Here is a 17,910-nt window from a genome sequence, read left to right on the forward strand (position 1 = left end):
TCTCCCACATCGGGAGTTTTATTCATTTTAAAAAAAATTCGATATGAAAACCATTAAAATATCCATTCTTTTTTTATTGCTTTTTGCAATTAAAACATCTGCACAGCAGGTTACTACCTTAGAAATTCAAGTAACGGGCTTAACCTGCTCAATGTGCTCCCAAGCTACCGAAAAATCGCTACGTACCTTGTCTTATGTAGATCAGGTAACCCCAGATCTAAACAAAAACTTATTTTTAATAACTTTTAAAAAGGGGAGTCAAGTTAATTTCGACCAAATAAATAAAAAGGTTAGGGATGCTGGGTTTTCGGTAGGCAAACTTGATGCTACAGTTACATTTAATCAGGTAAAGATAGATGATAACGGCCAGGCGATCTCAGGGCCAAATGTTTACCGATTTACCAACGCAAAAAACAAGGTGTTAAACGGACCGGTTAAAGTGAGTGTTATTGATAAGAATTTTATTTCTAACGCTTCCTTTAAGCAAAAATTAGCTACCGTTAAATTTGATTCCTACCCCAGCGGTACAGGACTAATCAATGGGCAAAAAACCAGGATCTATCATCTCAGCATTTAGGTTATGAAAAGAACAATCCTGTTTTTTCTGTTCTTAATGGGTACAGCTAACTTGATCTATGCGCAAGAACTGTATGTTTTTACCGAGCCTGCAAGTAATATGCCCACCAATGCTATTGGAGTTAGGATTACAAATGAGGGCAGCTTTAACAAAAATTATGCTAACAGAAGCATAGCCGAAGTAATGGTGGGGGCAAGTAAAAACCTCATGTTCCATGCACAGGCCTTCTTTTCTGATATGGATGGCAATTATAGACTGGAGGGAGGGAGTTTGTACGCCAAATATAGATTTCTTTCCTTAGATGGATCGCAGAGCCATTCTAGAGCCGCAATTTATGGCAGGATAAGCACTAGTAAAAGACCTACCTATACCTCAGATATCAATTTGGAGGGCGACAATTCGGGCGTTCAAGGGGGCTTGATCTTTACACAATTGACGCATAAGCTGGCGTTATCTGCTACAGTAGGGTATAGCAAAGCAAATTGGAAAACAGCTAAACAACTATCAGATTTAGCTGCCCCAGATCAAATGCTCAATTACAGTATTTCTTCTGGCTATTTATTACTGCCATTTATTTATAAAAACTATAATCAGCCTAACTTTAACCTGTATGTAGAAATGTTGGGAAAAACCGATCCCGTTGATGGAAATTCTTATTTAGATTTGGCTCCTGCGGTACAACTTATCTTAAATAGTAAAACGAGAATAGATTTCGGATATCGCTTTCAAATAAATGGAAATATAGCCAATAGGTACATGAAGAACATGTATTTGGCAAGAGTAGAATTTAATTTTTTTAATGCATTAAGTAAGAAACAATAGCGATATGAGAAAAACAATTATACTGATTACCGTTATGGTAGCACTGATTTTACCGAGGGCGCAGGCTCAAGATAAAACTGCCAGGACAGAATTTAACAAAATGCTTAGCGCATATTTCGACCTAAAAAACGCATTGGCAACAGACAATGTGAATATGGCAGGAATTAACGCTAAAAGCTTAATCGCGAGTTTAAAGACATTTCCAGTTAAGAAATTGGTTATTTCCCAACAAATTGATTGGAAAATGCAGACCACTGAAATTAGGAAATTTGCAGAACCAATTGTGTTCGAAAAAGAGCTGAAAAAACAACGTAAAAGCTTTGAGGGAGTAGCCTATGCAATGATCAAATTGGTAAAGTCTTTTAACTTTAACAATAATGATGTGTACATCCAGTATTGCCCAATGGCAAAGAAAAGTTGGCTAAACGAAGATGAAGAGATACAAAATCCGTTTTACGGCAGCAAAATGTACGATTGTGGTGAAGTAACGTCAACGATAACCAAGAAATAACGCTTAAGTATTACCCTTAAAAATCAAACCATATAAGACATATAAGAGCATATAAGTAATAGTGTTGCTCTTATATGTCCTTATATGTCTTATATGGTTCGATATCTTAGGAGCCCTCAGGTGTCTAAGGTGGTGATTAAACGTATTCTTATCTTATGTCAATGTTTAGAAAGAGGTAGCTCATTACCTTTGTATTGCTAATTGCAAAGAGATGACCTCATTTAATAACCCGATAGCTGTAGATTTCAAAAATTTTACCGCCAACTTAAATCAAACGCCATTAATGCCCGTGCTTTTTATGGGTCATGGATCACCCATGAATGGAATAGAGATCAATGAGTTTAGTTCAAAATGGAGCCAAATAGCAAGCGAAATTCCGGTTCCACAAGCTGTTCTGGTAATTTCTGCACATTGGTTTACCAAAGGAACAAAAGTTACTGCAATGGACTTTCCTTCAACAATCCATGATTTCGGTGGATTTCCACAGGCTTTATTCGATGTGCAATACCCTGCCCCTGGAAACCCTTTTTTGGCCCAGGAGACGGCTAAATTGATCACTTCAACAGATGTTGTTTTGGCGCATGATTGGGGATTAGACCACGGCGCATGGTCAGTGATTAAGCATATGTACCCCAAAGCAGATGTTCCCGTGCTACAATTGAGCATCGATTATACCAAAGATGCGCAGTACCATTATAATTTAGCAAAAGAATTATCCGCTCTTCGAAGAAAAGGAGTACTTATTCTGGGCAGCGGAAACATGGTGCATAATTTGCGGATGATAAGCTGGGAGATGATGGATGGAGGGGGCTATGATTGGGCATTGGAAATGAACTCAAAGTTTAAAACTTTAATTTCTAATAAAGACCATCAGCCATTAATTAACTATCAACGCATGGGAGCGGATGCATTGATGGCCATTCCTACACCAGAACATTATTTACCTTTAATGTATACGCTCGGACTTCAAAATGAAAATGAAGAAGCAATTTTGTTTAATGATAAAGCCATTGGTGGTTCGCTAACGATGACCTCGGTAATGGTTCGTTAATTTTTCACCACCTAAGGCAGCTTAGAAACCTAAGACTTTAGGTCGTTGTCATCGGACTCTCAGACTCCGGACTTTCCGTCTCTTTTTCACCATCTAAGACATCAAGAAGCATCTAAGTTGCACAATCGCTCTGCTCCAAGCGCCATGCGCTTTACATCTTTATAGTATGATCGGACTCTTTGGACTCGGGACTCCAGACTATTTTTTAAGCGGTCCTAACAAATACTCTAATCCATTCAATTTAATCTCGTACATCGTGCCCAGCAGATTGCCCAATTTGCCTGGCGGGAAACCTTGAGATTGAAACCAAACAAGATAAGACTCGGGAAGAGAGGAAATAATCCATCCCTTGTACTTGCCGAAAGGCATTTTGAAAACAACAAGTTCTTTTAGGAGTTCTGGATCCATGGGTGAGTTGGGAGTGGCGTTTTTGGAGTTATGAGGTTGGAGTTGCGCAGTCAAATAGCAATATAGCATAAAGGATCAATAAATTGGGAATAATATAATACATCAAGCCTATAACTCACTGCCCCCAACTCCATGCTCCCCGCTCCATGCCCCATGCTCTCTACTCTATCTCTACACCAGCTCCAACATCTCGATGGCCTCGTCAACATTAGCAATGTTATCAAAAGAAATACGCAGCGAATCTTTTACTTCCTTTAAGTTGCACAGCCGTGGATGCATTTGCGCAAAGGCAAGAATCTTATTAAAGATTTCCGAATCGAAAAACCTCGATTGTTTATCGCTAATAAAATAGCCACGCAAAATATTTTTCTTGAAACTTAATTTCTCAAAGCCCAGTCTCTTGCCTACCCATTGTAACCTCAGCACCTTTAGCATGGCTTTTACTGGCGGAGGAACCTTTCCAAAACGATCTTTTAACTCTTCCTCAAACGCCAACAGTTGCTGCTCGTTTTCTAGTTTCGACAGTTCGGTGTATAAGTTATAGCGTTCGGTGATACTGGTTACATAATCATCAGGAATATGTAGTTCCAAATCGGTGTCTACTTGGGTAAAGTTCACAAACGCCCTTTGCGGCTCGTCCTTAAATAAATTTTTAAATTCGGCATCTTTTAATTCTTGGATAGCCTCATCTAAAATCTTATTGTACATTTCAAATCCAATTTCCGCAATAAATCCGCTTTGCTCGCCACCTAAAAGATTTCCGCTACCACGAATATCAAGATCCCGCATGGCGATGTTAAAACCGCTTCCCAGATCAGAAAACTCTTCAATCGCACTCAATCTTTTTCTTGCTTCGCTCGTTAGTGTAGACAAAGGCAAACTTAACAGGTAACAAAAAGCTTTCTTGTTCGATCTACCTACCCTTCCCCGCATTTGGTGAAGATCACTCAGACCAAACATATGCGCATGGTTAATGATAATGGTATTTGCATTCGGAATATCTAGCCCAGCTTCGATAATGGTAGTGGCCACAAGTACATCTTTTTCTCCATTAATGAAATCAAGCATTACATCTTCCAACTGATCGCCATCCAACTGCCCATGTGCGATGCCAATCCTTGCTTTGGGTACCAGTTTTTGGATCAGTCCGCCCAATTGCTTTAAATCGTTCACACGGTTGTGGATAAAGAAAACCTGGCCTCCACGATCAAGTTCAAACTGAACCGCTTCTTGAATTAACTTGTCGTTAAAAACGTGCAGTTCCGTATTAACCGCCTGTCTATTGGGTGGCGGTGTACTCATAATCGACAAATCCCTTGCGCCCATTAAAGAAAAATGCAACGTTCTTGGAATAGGGGTAGCGGTAAGCGTGAGTGTATCTACATTTACGCGTAAAGCCCTTAATTTTTCTTTTGCAGCAACACCGAACTTCTGTTCTTCATCAATAATCATAATGCCCAAGTCTTTGAACTTTACATCTTTGCTAAGTAACCTGTGCGTTCCGATTACGATGTCTACTTTGCCCTGGGATAAACGTTCCAATGTTTCTTTTATTTGCTTTGAGGATTTGAATCGATTGATATAATCTACCGTGCAAGGAAATTCCTTTAGTCTTGAAGAAAAAGTTTTAAAATGCTGGAGAGCCAGAATGGTGGTGGGCACTAAAATGGCGGCTTGTTTTCCATTGGCTACTGCCTTAAATGCCGCTCGGATAGCAATCTCTGTTTTACCAAATCCCACATCTCCACAAACCAACCTATCCATCGGGTGGGGCGCTTCCATGTCCTTTTTCACATCGGCCGTTGCCTTAACCTGATCAGGTGTATCCTCATAAATAAATGAAGCTTCCAACTCTGTTTCTAAATAACCATCTGGTGCAAATGCTGTCCCTACTTGAGCCTTCCGCATGGCATAGAGCTTAATGAGGTCTCGGGCAATATCCTTAACTTTTTTTTTTGTGGTTTTCTTTAGCTTATCCCAGGCCTCAGTTCCCAATTTGTTCATTTTGGGATGGGTCCCATCTTTACCGCTAAATTTAGCAATACGATTTAAGGAATTGATATTCACATAAAGCAGATCATTATCAGCATAAACAAGCCTGATCATCTCTTGTATTTTACCGTTTACCTCTACCTTTTCTAGCCCTGCATATTTTCCAATTCCATGGTCGATATGGGTTACAAAATCTCCGGGTTTTAATTCTCGTAAATCTTTTAGCGTAATCGCCTGACTTCGTTGATACCCTTTTTTAAGCTGATATTTATAAAATCGATCAAAAATCTGATGATCTGTATAAAACGCCACTTTTTGTGTAGGGTCTAAAAATCCTTCCCGAAGTGGGATATGGATCGGCGTAAACGTTGCTGTTTTATCAATGTCGTCTAATATGGCATATAAACGCTCAATCTGTTTACCCGAATTCGTAAAAATGAAGTTATGGATCTTTGCAGTTTCATTTTCCTTTAAGTTTTTGATCAGCAGGTCAAAATCTTTATTAAATGAAGGCTGTGGTTTTGTTTCGAAATTGAAAACTTCTCCGGTAGTATAAAAAAACTGTTTCCCGAATTCAATTAAGGCAAAATCCTGAAAAAGATCAGCTAACATTTTTTCGTCGGTAAACGAAAACTTTGGATCTAACCAGTTTGGGTTTTGTTGCTTTTCGGCTATGCCCAGAGCTTTCCAAAGCTCTATCGCTTTTTTATATCCAGCTTTAACAATGTCGATGGTATATTCAACATCCTTAAACCAGAGCTGTGTATCCTTTTCGATATAATCGAGTAGGCTGATGTTATTTTCGGTCAAGAACTTTGCTTGTACATTTGGAACAATGGTTAAGCTCTTCACATCATCAACCGAAAGCTGACTTTCGATTTCAAAGGTTCGGATGCTTTCTACCGTATCGCCAAAAAATTCGATCCTGTAGGGCAGCTCATGCGAAAACGAAAATATATCTACAATCCCGCCACGAATAGAAAACTGACCGGGTTCATAAACAAAGTCGGCCCGTTCAAAATCATATTCAAACAAAAATTCATTGATAAAATCGATACCCAACGTTGTTCCCACGGCAATTTCCAGTGTGTTTTTTTCCAGCACAGAGCGGTCTATCACCTTTTCGGCCAACGCTTCTGGATAGGTTACCACTATTCTACCATAAGTGGTCCCGACGCCTGTCGGGAGATGGTTGAGCTCGTTTAAAACTTCGGCCCTTGCCAGCACATTAGCGGTGTCTATTTGGGTAAACTCGAATGCTTTGCGGAATGAAGAGGGAAAAAACAGTACTTCCTTATCTAAAATGCCCTCCAAATCCGACAAGAAATAAGAAGCTTCTTCTCTATTTGGTAAAATAAAAAGTTGAGGTTTGTGCAGCAAGAAATAAGTAGAAATGGCTATTACGGCATCAGACGAACCCACCAATCCCCTTAGTTGGGTTTTACTCCCCTTCCCTTTGTTCAACGATTTTGCGGCAGCAATAACACGCTCGTCTGTTTTGTATCTGTTAATCAGGTCGCGAATGTTCACTGGGCAAATGTAATAAAGTATTGTGGAAAGGAGTAACCCTAGAAGAAAGGAATTGTTTTAAGCATAGAGCATAGAGCGCTGGGATGTCCCAGCCCCATGCCCTATGCTCCATGCTCCTCGCAAGTCTATCCTAAACAAGCGTTTGTCGAGATTTTTTTTCGGTTTGTCGAATGTAGTTTAGCAGTCGTAACAAAAAACTTATCATTGTTTCTAATTAATATAAAACGCGGAACATGAAGTACCTTAAAAGCTTTCCTTTAGAATTAGTATTCTGGACAATCGCTTTGGTATTGTTGGCCACTTCAGATCCACATGCGCAACATTTTACCCTATGCCCATTGGCAAATTTAGGAATAACATGGTGTCCGGGATGTGGTTTGGGAAGATCAATTTCTTCATTGTTCCACGGAGACGTACGAGCGAGTTTTGCGCATCATTGGTTTGGCATTCCAGCCCTGCTTTTAATCGCCCACCGCATGTATCAGCTCAGCAAACAATTATTTAATAAAGAATTTAATTTAAAATTTAAGGAGGATTAACAATGTTTGACTCACAATTTATGTCGCTACCGGGTATAACTCCCCAAGAATATAGCTATTTGCAAACCGCAACAAACGGTTTGAACGAACAGCAGATAAGCACTTTTTTAATGGTTTATTCGGGCAAAAGAAAAAACCCAAGTGATATTTTGCTTTTTTGTATCGTAGCGCTTTTCGTATTTCCTGCACTCCACAGATTTATTCTTGGACAGATAGGCATGGGGATTTTATACACCTTTACTTGGGGACTATGCTTAATCGGAACCATTGTAGATATTGTAAACCACAAGGAATTGGCGTTCGAATACAACCAAAAAATGGTTTTCGAAAGTCTACAGATGATCAGAATGGGCGGATTTACCCATCCGATGGCTTAATGTACTCATCCGATGACTTAAATCATCGAGTACTAATCCTTATCTGCTAACCCGGATAAGGATTTTTTATAGGCTTAAACCAATCCGAATAGGGACGAACGAAGCACCATAAACAAATTCTACTCCGCTTTTAAGATAGACGCTAAACTTCCCCGTAGGTTTATAATTTAATCCGAGATCCAATTCTACGCTGCCAGATCTACTCCCATTTTCATATTGATTATTAATTTTCGAATGCCCTGCCTTGAAGCCTAACAAAGGAGATAGGGATTTTTTAGAGGTTAAAAACTCTATATCACCGTATATAGAATAGCCCGGCGTGCCCTCATAATTTAAATATCCAATACCTATTCCGATAAAAAATCTTTGCTTTAAAGTAATGCCATTTATTGCGCTAACTTCTATGCCGCTCTGCCCTTTTTCCAATGGATACCCTTTCCAACCAGGACCAGCCTCTACAATTAACGTACGCGACAGATAGTTCAAGTAGCCAAATTCAAATTTACCACTGTACTTCACCTGTGCCCTAGCGGGATGGACAATTGAAAACAAAGCGATGAATACAAACACAGTGATGATTCTATAATTTTTGATAATTAAAGTGGTTCGCTTAATAGTCATGACACGTTGTTAATTCGGATTAAAGAAGAATAATTAAGCATACCGGGCTATTAATTTGATCGATATGGTTAACTTTAAAAATGAAATTAAGTAAAATAACCGAATATTTGGAGAATTTAGCTCCGCTTAATTACCAAGAAGACTACGATAATGCCGGATTAATTATAGGGAGCGGTAACGATGAAATTAATGCAGCCTTAGTGGCCTTGGATTGTACCGAAGAAATTGTTGATGAGGCGATTGCTAAAAACTGCGACCTGATTATTACCCATCACCCCATAGTTTTTAAGGGACTGAAAAAGCTAAACGGCAAAAACTATGTAGAGCGAGTAGTGCTAAAAGCAATCAAAAACAATATTGCCCTATATGCCATACATACTAACCTTGACCATGTAGCTCATGGGGTTAGCGGAATGATCTGTAAAAAATTGGGCATCGAAAACGGAAAGATCTTAGCTCCAAAAGCAGGTCTCCTTAATAAATTGGTTGTTTTTTGCCCTATAGCAAATGCTGATGAAGTAAGAAATGCCTTGTTTAGCGCAGGTGCCGGAAATATTGGAAACTATAGCGAGTGCAGTTTTAATGCCGAAGGCACAGGTACCTTTAAGGCTAACGAAAATTCTAATCCTTATGTTGGTGAGCGGGGAATTTTGCATAAAGAAGAAGAGGTTAGGATAGAAGTGATTTTTAAGGTACAGGAACAACGGAAAATAATTGTGGCATTATTAGAAAATCATCCCTATGAAGAAGTTGCTTACGATATTTATCCCTTAAGCAATAAGTTAGACCAGGTTGGTGCCGGCATGATTGGATGGCTTCCTCAAGAACTGGAGGCTTCAGATTTTTTAAGTCTGATAAAGGAAAAAATGCAGGCCAAGGTAATTAGGCATACGGCGTTATTGAATAAAAAAATCAAAAAAGTTGCTGTTTGTGGAGGGGCCGGGAGCTTCCTGCTTAAAGATGCCATTGCAGCAGGGGCTGATGCATTTGTAACTGCAGACTTTAAATACCACGAATTTTTTGATGCCGAAAACCACTTGATCATCTGTGATATTGGCCATTATGAAAGTGAACAATTTACATCTAATTTGTTGATTGATAATATTCAAGAAAAATTTCCTAACTTTGCAATCCGTTTAACGGAGCATAATACAAACCCCATAAATTATTTCATTTAATGGAACAAACAGTAGAGCAAAAGCTAAAAGCTTTATACGAATTACAAAACCTACATACAAAGATTGATAAAATCCGTCAGATCCGTGGTGAATTGCCAATGGAAGTATCTGATTTAGAGGATGAAGTGGCAGGATTAGAAACTAGGATCCAAAAAATCAAAGCCGAACTAGATGATACTGAAGATGCAATTGTAAATCGTAAAAACATGATCAAAGACGCACAGAACTTGATCAAAAAATACGAAACACAATTAAAGGATGTAAAAAATAACCGCGAATATGATGCATTAACTAAGGAAGTAGAAATACAGAACTTAGAAATCCAGGTTTGCGAGAAGAAGATAAAAGAATATGGCTTTGATATTGCCTCTAAAACGGAAATATATGATCAGGCATTGGCAAATCTTGAAGCAAGAAAAGGAGATTTAGAGCTTAAAAAGGGCGAATTGGAAACAATTACCGCTGAAACTGAAAAGGAAGAGCAAACTCTTGTTAAAAAAGCAGATAAATCTGAAACCCAAATTGAAGAAAGATTATTAATTGCTTATAACAGATTAAGAACAAATGCAGTTAATGGTTTAGCAGTTGTTACAATCGATAGAGATTCATGTTCGGGTTGTTTCAATCAAATACCACCTCAACGCCAATTAGATATCCGCCAGCGTAAAAAAGTTATCGTTTGCGAACATTGTGGAAGAATTTTGGTTGATGAGGCATTAACCCATGAATTAGCAGAAGCATAAGAAATTGAAAACCAAATATTAAACTAGGCCCCGGAGCATTTTGCTAACGGGGCTTTTTTTTAAAAGGGGATTTCACCGATTGAAGGGATTATACCGATACGGTTATACGTTAACTGCTTTCAATAACAAAAATTTGAAAGGCGCAATAGGATTGATTCGTGGGATGGCTAGGTGATGAGCTATGGCCTGCGAAATCTGTGTAATCGTTTAAGATCTGTGTGATCATATTCAACGTAAAACAACAGCTACTTTTGTGCGTTATATAAAATTACTAACTTCAACTTTTAATCGGCATCGAACAACTATGCGTCAAACCAAAATCACTTCTATTTCCTATTTCCTATTCTCTATCCTTTTTCTATTTTCTTTAAGCGCATCAGCCAATTTTGATTTTAATGCCAACTGCCAAAAGGCCTACCAAAATATATTCGAGCTTAAACTAAATGCCGCAAGGCAACTCCTCCAAGCCGAGAAAAAAGCCCACCCCAGGAATGCCATCGTACCCATGTTAGAGAACTATGTAGATTACTTCTACCTGTTAACTTCAGAAAGCAAATCAGAATTCGAAAGACTGGAGGAAAATAAAGATGATAGGATAGACCAGATTAGTGGCGATGATAAGGGTTCTCCCTATTATTTATATGCCCAAGCTCAAATAAATCTTCAGTGGGCACTAATCAGAGGAAGGTATGGATCGTATCTTACCGCCGCCAGAGAAATTAATAAGGCGAATAGCCAACTGCAAGAAAATACCAAAAAGTTTCCAGGGTTTCATTTAAATGGCATGGGACTTGGGTTAATTAACGCAGTTATGGGTGCCCTACCAGATGGTTTTCTGAAGAGCACACTTTCTACATTAGGACTAAAAGGTAATTTGCAAACCGGGTTGAGCATGTTAGATAAACTTGCCGAAAATCTTCCTAAATCTGCCTACGAACCGTTTTATGAAGAAACCGTGTTTAACTACGCCTATGTATTGTCTGATGTTGCCCACAGCTCTCAAGCCTATGCTAAAACAATGAAATATACGGCAAGAATTGCAGACAGTAGTTTGTTAAAATCCTATTTACAGGCCTATGTTTGCGCAAGAAATGCACATAACGATGAAGCCATAGAAATATTGGCCAGCAGGCCTACCGGGACAGCCTATCAGGCATTTCCTTATCTTGATTACCTGATGGGTATAGCTAAATTAAACAAGTTGGATTTAACAGCGGCGACTTTTTTTGAACGCTTTTTACAGACCAATAAAGGCGTAAACTATATCAAGGATACCTATCTACATTTGGGATGGATAGCGTTATTTAAAAATGATGATGCGGGGTTTTCAGCCTTCATGTCGAAGACGAAAAATAATGGTTATAGCTATCATGAAAGAGATAAGCAGGCTGTAAAAGAAGCCAATGCGCCCAGCCCTAATAAAGAATTATTAAGGGCGAGACTGTTGTTTGATGGAGGTTATTATACCAAGGCCATAACCTCATTATCAGATAATAAATCAGATGATTTTAGCACTACAAAAGATAAAACAGAATACTTTTATCGCCTAGGCAGAATTAATGATGCCCTGGGAAGGGATGATGTTGCCTTAATCAATTATCAGAGTGCGATATCCAATGGAAAAGAGCTGAAATATTATTACGCAGCAAAGGCAGCCGTACAGGTTGGTAAAATTTACGAGAACAAAAAAAATCCAGCAAAGGCAAGATCAAGCTATAATATGGCAATCAATATGAATAATGATGAGCAAAAAAGCAGCATTGACAACGAAGCCAAGCAGGGCCTGAGAAGATTAGGGAATTAGCTAGTTGGTAAACTACCTAATATTATCGTTCGAATTTAAACTGACGCTGATCGCTTACCGCCCAACGCTAAAACTTATAAACTATAGCATTAATGTGCATGCCAGCTCCAACAGATGCGAAAACGGCATACTCCCCCTTTCTAATTTGATATCCCTCCACTTTGTTGTTCATCACTAAATCTATCAATGTTGGGATGGTAGCTACAGAACTATTTCCAAGCCAGGAGATCGTCATGGGCACCAAGTTTTCGGGTACATTTTCCAGATCGTATAATTTAAATAAACGCTTCATAATGGCATTATCCATTTTACCATTGGCCTGATGAATAAATACTGTTTTTATCTGTTCAATGGAAACTCCAGCCTTGTCTATGGCTTTTTTAACCACTTGAGGAACATTAATAACGGCAAACTCGTACAGTTTTCGTCCGTTCATTTTTAAATACATATTGCCATTGTTCTCTGCCGGATTATTGCTGCTTCCCATGGTTAATAAGGAGGCATGACTAGCAAAGGTCTGACTTTTATGGGCAATAATACCAATGGGCTCTACTGATTCTTGGGCCTCAAAAATTACTGCCCCGGCGCCATCAGAAAAAATCATGCTGTCTCTATCGTGCGGATCGATAATTCTAGAGAGGGTTTCAGAACCAATTACCAATACTTTTTTTGCATCACCACTTCTAATCAAATAATCAGCCTGTATAACGCCTTGTACCCATCCAGGGCACCCAAAGATAATGTCGTAGGCCACACAATCCGGATTTTCTATTTCAAGCTCTTGCTTAACCTTTGCGGCAAGCGCAGGGAGCATGTCCATCCTGTTTGTATTTGCTCTTACATCGCCAAAATTGTGGCAGAAGATGATATGATCTAGTGTTTCTTTATCGCAGTGCGCAGCACTTAAAGCTTTTTTGGCAGCTATAGTAGCGATATCGCTGTTTTGTAGATCAAGATCAACATAGCGTCGTTCAACAATCTCGGTAATCTCGCTAAACTTGTGGATGATCTCTTTATTTTCTTTGTCTAGCTTAATGCCGTTATCAAAAAAAGAGGCTTCCATAAAATGGTCGCCAGAGATAATATTTTCAGGTATATAGCTTCCTGTACCAGTAATAACTGAATATATTTTGTTCATATTGCTCATTCTGTACCGTATACTAATTTGGTATATAGTATAAAAATATTATATTTTAATTGAATTTAAAAATAATTAAGAGAAATCATCAATTAAAAATACAAATAATTCTTTTGGGCCATGGGCGCCTAGCACTAAGGTTTTTTCAATATCTGCAGTTCTGCTAGGTCCAGTTATTGTACTCACCATAGATGGAATATGTGTGCCATATTTGTTTTTAAGCATTTGGAAAGCATCTTTCAAATCCAATACCAATTGGCCTGTTCTGGCGATTACAATATGTTGATGGGGGAAGATGCTCAATCTTCGCCCTGCGGCATGCTGATTGCTTACCATTACGGATCCGTTTCTAGCTATTAGTGCTTCACAGAGCGTTATACCGACCTCAGCTTGTTCAAAATCCTTATCGGTTTGGTAAAAGGGGAATTCATAATGTGACAATAAAGCCTGAAGTTCGGGTTCCCAGCAGTAGATCTTTCTCCACTTAAACTGATCGGCAAGGGTTAAGATATTTTCGATGAAATCCATGCCGTTTTCGCAAAAGATAAAATTTCCAGCCACAGCGGTTAGCTGCTCTGCAAAGAGGATTTCAAGTTCTTCGGTATTGGTTTTGTAAAGCTGGCTCTCTTCTAAATTAGGGTAAGGATTATCTCGCTTTTCGAGCAAGGCCTTTCTAATTTTTTTTAGCATCAATTCTTTAGACGAAACATTCTCTTTCATAGTAGAGATCAAAATTACTTAACCTAGTGGATATAAACAAAGAAGCAGTCTTATCTATAAAACTGCTTCCCTGCCAATGTTAAAATTGAGTTAGGCTTCTACTGGAGTAATATGGCCAGTGGTTCCACCTTGGATTTCATTTCCTGTTGCAGGGCTTTCAAATAATCGCTTTCCGAAAATTTCTTCCAAATCATCTTTAAATAATACTTCTTTTTCGATCAAAATATCGGCCAGCTGGATTAACTTGTCTTTGTTGTCGTTTAATAAGCTAATAGCCCTTTGGTACTGACCTTCAATTAAATTAGAAATTTCTCTATCAATAGTTAAGGCAGTATCTTCCGAATAAGGTTTTGAGAAATTATACTCATTCTGACCAGAAGAATCATAATAGGTAATGTTTCCTAATTTTTCGTTCAAACCATAAATGGTAACCATGGCCCTAGCTTGTTTGTTTACCTTTTCAAGGTCACTTAGAGCGCCTGTAGAAATGGTATCAAACATTACCTTTTCTGCTGCTCTTCCGCCCATTGTTGCGCACATTTCATCGAGCATTTGATGTGGGCGAACGATTAAGCGCTCTTCTGGCAAATACCAGGCAGCCCCGAGGCTTTGGCCCCTAGGTACAATAGTAACTTTAACCAATGGCGCGGCATGTTCCAATAACCAGCTTACTGTAGCGTGTCCGGCTTCGTGGATAGCAATGGCCTGTTTTTCTGCAGCAGTGATAATTTTGTTTTTCTTCTCTAATCCACCAACTATCCTATCTACGGCATCTAAGAAATCCTGCTTCTCAACGAACGATTTATTTTTACGAGCAGCGATCAGTGCTGCCTCATTACATACATTTGCAATATCAGCCCCAGAAAACCCAGGAGTTTGTTTTGCTAAAAATTCGGTATCCAATAAACCTTCTCTTTTTAAAGGGGCGATGTGAACTTCGAAAATCTGTTTACGTTCGATCACATCCGGTAGGTCTACATAGATCTGCCTATCAAATCTTCCTGCTCTTAACAATGCCTTGTCCAAAACATCAGCTCTGTTAGTTGCTGCAAGAATAATTACATGTGTATTGGTTCCAAAACCATCCATTTCAACCAATAACTGGTTTAATGTATTCTCACGCTCGTCGTTACCACCCATCATACTGTTTTTTCCACGAGCACGACCAATGGCATCAATCTCGTCAATGAAGACGATGCAGGGCGATTTGTCTTTGGCTTGTTTAAATAAGTCACGAACACGCGAAGCGCCCACACCTACAAACATTTCCACAAAATCTGAACCCGATAGGGAGAAAAATGGAACCTGTGCTTCTCCTGCAACTGCTTTCGCCAATAGGGTTTTTCCTGTACCTGGAGAACCTACTAATAAGGCGCCTTTAGGTATTTTACCACCTAGGTCGGTATATTTTTTGGGGTTTTTAAGGAAATCTACGATTTCCATCACCTCTTGTTTAGCTTCCTCTAAACCGGCAACATCATTAAAGGTAATTCCTACTTGACTTTCCTTGTCGAACAAGGTGGCTTTAGATTTACCGATATTGAAGATTTGGCCTCCGCCGCCGCCTCCACCGCCGCCCATTCTGCGCATCATAAAAATCCAGATACCGACCAATAAAAGTAAGGGTAAAAGGAAATTGATGAAGACACCACTCCACGGGCTAGATTTAGAAACAGGCTTAACTTCAGGCAAAACAGACCCAACAGGCAACTTTTTTTCTGATTCGGTAATTTTCTTGCTGATATCGTCTAAAGAATTTCCACTAAAATATACCAATGGTCCTTTGCTTTTTCCGCCAAAATTATTTGTGACAACATATTTTTTAATTTTTGGATCTTTTAGACCTTCTTCAGTAATATAGACATCAGCTCTTGCAATTTCGTCAGCTTTATACGCTTCAATTTTTGATACATAACCAGGCAACAGCATGTCTTGCTCAAAAGTTTGGTAAGAAACTTCTTTGGAAGTATCTGAAGAATAAAGCACTTGAACAGTAATCAGACCAATTATGATGACGGCATAAACCCAGAATATATTAAATTTAGAGCCTTTTTGGGGTTTCTTGGGGATATTGGGAATACGTTTTTCTAATTTTGGTTTGTTATCTGTATTTTGATTTTCTTTCATGTGAGTTTCATTGCTTGTTTAAATAATTTGGGACTAGGCACTTTTATAAGTTGTGGTTTCTGCGTCGCCCCATAAATCTTCAATTCCGTAGAAATCACGTTTTTCTGTTCTGAAAATGTGAACCACGATATCAAAGTAATCAAGGATAATCCATTCGGCATTGTCTAATCCTTCTTTGCGCCATGGATTAGTTTGGGTGGTTTTATAGATTTCATCTTCAACACTATCGGCAATTGCTTTTACCTGCGTAGATGAATCGGCATTGCAAACTATGAAATAATCAGAAACCGAGCTGTTTAGTTCTCTTAAATCTAAACGTACAATGTCGTGTCCCTTTTTTTCCTGGATGCCGTGAACTGCTATTTCTGAGAGGTATGTAGAAAGATTTGCGGTTTTCTTTTTTACCATTAAAAATTTTTAATTTTGATAATCAACAAATATAAATCAACACTTGCAAAATAACACTTTTTCAACATTATTTGTTGGTCAAAATCTTATCAAATTATCAGCGGTCGATTCTACTAATAACTTTTTAAAGAACTTGGTGTCAAAATCCGAGCCATTACCTGAAGGGACTGTAATAATGGCAGACCATCAGTATGCAGGAAGGGGGCAACAGGAAAACACATGGCATGCCGAGCCGGGAAAAAATTTAACAATCAGCATTTTGCTGAAGCCCAAATTTTTGCCATTACAGAAGCAGTTTTTGTTGAATATGGCTATCAGCGTTGCTTTAAATAATGTTTTAACTAGGTATGTACCCCAAGGAATAACTATTAAGTGGCCAAATGATATTTACTACAAAAACCTAAAACTGGGGGGCGTGTTAATAGAGAATGTGATTGTGGGCAATGCCATTAAAACTGCCGTTATTGGCATAGGGATTAATGTAAATCAGCTTAACTTTGATCCATCTTTAAATCACAAGGCAACCTCGCTGAGTGGAATTTTACAAGAAGATGTCAATTTGGAATTACTTTTGATTGATTTTTGCAGTCAAATAGAAAGTTTGTACCTACAACTAAAAGCGGGCAATTATACATTTTTGAGATCTGCCTACGTTGATAAGCTATACCAAATTAATATACCCTCTCCTTATCGCCAAAACGAAGAGGTATTTGAAGGAAAAATAGTTGGAGTAGCAGATTCGGGATTGTTGCAGGTAGAAAGAAACGGGGAACTGTTCCATTTTAACTTTAAAGAAATAGAATTTTTAAACCACCATTCCAATTAAACAATAAACATACAATGAAAAAAATAACATTAATATTAACCTTGGTATTTATGAGTACGCTTGGTGCATTTGCCCAATTGGAAAACCCTGTATCTTGGTCTTATAAAGCAAAAAAAATAAGTAAAACCGAGGCGGTGATCTACTTAAAGGCTACGATAGAAGATGGTTGGCATCTGTATTCTCAAAATGTTAAACCTGGGGGGCCAAGCAAAACAATCATTTCTTTTAGTCCTTCCAAAGATTTTACGTTAGTTGGGAAAACTACAGAACCTAAGCCGATCAGCAAATACGAAAAGGTATTTAAAATGGATATTGCGTATTTTAAGGATGAAGTAATCTTTCAACAGAAAGTAAAACTGAATAAAGGCACTACTGCGGTAAAAGGCAAGATAGAGTTTATGGTTTGTGATGATACACAGTGTTTACCACCAAGCGATGTAACTTTTAGTATACCGGTTAAATAATCAATTTAACATTAAGAAGCTTCCCAATTTGGGGAGCTTTTTTTGTTTGTGGGCAGTCAAACTTCGGCACTTGA

The 17,910-nt window shown here is 38.5% G+C and carries 18 protein-coding genes; 11 read left to right on the forward strand and 7 right to left on the reverse strand.

The genetic code is table 11. The annotated features are described in order from the left end of the window. Positions 1–43: 43 nt before the first annotated feature. The 4 genes from AC6H0V_RS15175 to ygiD all read left to right on the forward strand — a co-directional run bounded on the left by AC6H0V_RS15175 (position 44) and on the right by ygiD (position 2,961). Positions 44–577, forward strand: a complete 534-nt coding sequence (locus tag AC6H0V_RS15175) for a heavy-metal-associated domain-containing protein (protein WP_497561041.1) — start codon at positions 44–46, stop codon at positions 575–577. Between the two features lie 3 nt (positions 578–580). Beyond that, entirely contained in the window at positions 581–1,399 is an 819-nt protein-coding gene (locus AC6H0V_RS15180) for a hypothetical protein (RefSeq protein ID WP_497561042.1), read from the forward strand. 4 nt (positions 1,400–1,403) lie between these two features. Further along, positions 1,404–1,910, forward strand: coding sequence for a DUF3347 domain-containing protein (locus tag AC6H0V_RS15185; RefSeq protein WP_497561043.1), 507 nt, complete (start codon positions 1,404–1,406; stop codon positions 1,908–1,910). Between the two features lie 211 nt (positions 1,911–2,121). Beyond that, positions 2,122–2,961: a 4,5-DOPA-extradiol-dioxygenase gene (ygiD, locus tag AC6H0V_RS15190; RefSeq protein WP_497561044.1), complete on the forward strand. Its 840-nt coding sequence runs from the start codon at positions 2,122–2,124 to the stop codon at positions 2,959–2,961. A 198-nt stretch (positions 2,962–3,159) separates the two neighbouring features. On the opposite strand, the gene AC6H0V_RS15195 is transcribed toward ygiD, so the two are convergent. Beyond that, on the reverse strand, positions 3,160–3,369 hold the full coding sequence (locus AC6H0V_RS15195) for a DUF3820 family protein (RefSeq protein WP_497561045.1): 210 nt from the start codon (positions 3,367–3,369) through the stop codon (positions 3,160–3,162). A 171-nt stretch (positions 3,370–3,540) separates the two neighbouring features. Then, on the reverse strand, positions 3,541–6,891 hold the full coding sequence (gene mfd, locus AC6H0V_RS15200) for a transcription-repair coupling factor (protein WP_497561046.1): 3,351 nt from the start codon (positions 6,889–6,891) through the stop codon (positions 3,541–3,543). Positions 6,892–7,124: 233 nt separating this feature from the next. Here mfd and AC6H0V_RS15205 point away from each other — a divergent pair, with 233 nt between their 5' ends. Both AC6H0V_RS15205 and AC6H0V_RS15210 read left to right on the forward strand, forming a co-directional pair. Continuing rightward, on the forward strand, positions 7,125–7,430 hold the full coding sequence (locus AC6H0V_RS15205) for a DUF2752 domain-containing protein (RefSeq protein WP_497561047.1): 306 nt from the start codon (positions 7,125–7,127) through the stop codon (positions 7,428–7,430). 2 nt (positions 7,431–7,432) lie between these two features. Next, positions 7,433–7,807 (forward strand): TM2 domain-containing protein, encoded by a 375-nt coding sequence (locus tag AC6H0V_RS15210; protein WP_497561048.1) that lies wholly within the window; start codon positions 7,433–7,435, stop codon positions 7,805–7,807. A 66-nt stretch (positions 7,808–7,873) separates the two neighbouring features. On the opposite strand, the gene AC6H0V_RS15215 is transcribed toward AC6H0V_RS15210, so the two are convergent. Beyond that, positions 7,874–8,428, reverse strand: coding sequence for a hypothetical protein (locus AC6H0V_RS15215; RefSeq protein WP_497561049.1), 555 nt, complete (start codon positions 8,426–8,428; stop codon positions 7,874–7,876). A gap of 80 nt (positions 8,429–8,508) precedes the next feature. Between AC6H0V_RS15215 and AC6H0V_RS15220 the strand changes: the two genes are divergently transcribed. From AC6H0V_RS15220 to AC6H0V_RS15230, 3 genes are all read left to right on the forward strand, one after another. Continuing rightward, entirely contained in the window at positions 8,509–9,606 is a 1,098-nt protein-coding gene (locus tag AC6H0V_RS15220; protein WP_497561050.1) for a Nif3-like dinuclear metal center hexameric protein, read from the forward strand. Beyond that, positions 9,606–10,349 (forward strand): zinc ribbon domain-containing protein, encoded by a 744-nt coding sequence (locus AC6H0V_RS15225; protein WP_497561051.1) that lies wholly within the window; start codon positions 9,606–9,608, stop codon positions 10,347–10,349. Before AC6H0V_RS15220 ends, AC6H0V_RS15225 begins: the two co-directional genes overlap by 1 nt. Before the next feature lie 304 nt (positions 10,350–10,653). Continuing rightward, positions 10,654–12,153: a tetratricopeptide repeat protein gene (locus AC6H0V_RS15230; RefSeq protein WP_497561052.1), complete on the forward strand. Its 1,500-nt coding sequence runs from the start codon at positions 10,654–10,656 to the stop codon at positions 12,151–12,153. A gap of 67 nt (positions 12,154–12,220) precedes the next feature. Here AC6H0V_RS15230 and AC6H0V_RS15235 read toward each other — a convergent pair whose 3' ends face one another. The 4 genes from AC6H0V_RS15235 to rsfS form a co-directional block, all read right to left on the reverse strand. Next, positions 12,221–13,291 (reverse strand): 3-oxoacyl-ACP synthase III family protein, encoded by a 1,071-nt coding sequence (locus AC6H0V_RS15235; protein WP_497561053.1) that lies wholly within the window; start codon positions 13,289–13,291, stop codon positions 12,221–12,223. A gap of 75 nt (positions 13,292–13,366) precedes the next feature. After that, entirely contained in the window at positions 13,367–14,011 is a 645-nt protein-coding gene (locus AC6H0V_RS15240) for a LutC/YkgG family protein (RefSeq protein WP_497561054.1), read from the reverse strand. Between the two features lie 90 nt (positions 14,012–14,101). After that, on the reverse strand, positions 14,102–16,138 hold the full coding sequence (gene ftsH / locus AC6H0V_RS15245) for an ATP-dependent zinc metalloprotease FtsH (protein WP_497561055.1): 2,037 nt from the start codon (positions 16,136–16,138) through the stop codon (positions 14,102–14,104). A gap of 33 nt (positions 16,139–16,171) precedes the next feature. Continuing rightward, entirely contained in the window at positions 16,172–16,546 is a 375-nt protein-coding gene (gene rsfS, locus AC6H0V_RS15250) for a ribosome silencing factor (RefSeq protein WP_497561056.1), read from the reverse strand. A gap of 43 nt (positions 16,547–16,589) precedes the next feature. On the opposite strand from rsfS, the gene AC6H0V_RS15255 reads away from it, so the two are divergent. Together AC6H0V_RS15255 and AC6H0V_RS15260 are read left to right on the forward strand one after the other, a co-directional pair. Continuing rightward, entirely contained in the window at positions 16,590–17,372 is a 783-nt protein-coding gene (locus AC6H0V_RS15255; protein WP_497561057.1) for a biotin--[acetyl-CoA-carboxylase] ligase, read from the forward strand. Positions 17,373–17,386: 14 nt separating this feature from the next. Beyond that, positions 17,387–17,836, forward strand: coding sequence for a protein-disulfide reductase DsbD N-terminal domain-containing protein (locus AC6H0V_RS15260; protein WP_497561058.1), 450 nt, complete (start codon positions 17,387–17,389; stop codon positions 17,834–17,836). Positions 17,837–17,910 lie beyond the last annotated feature (74 nt).

The organism is Pedobacter sp. NO84, from assembly GCF_059703915.1.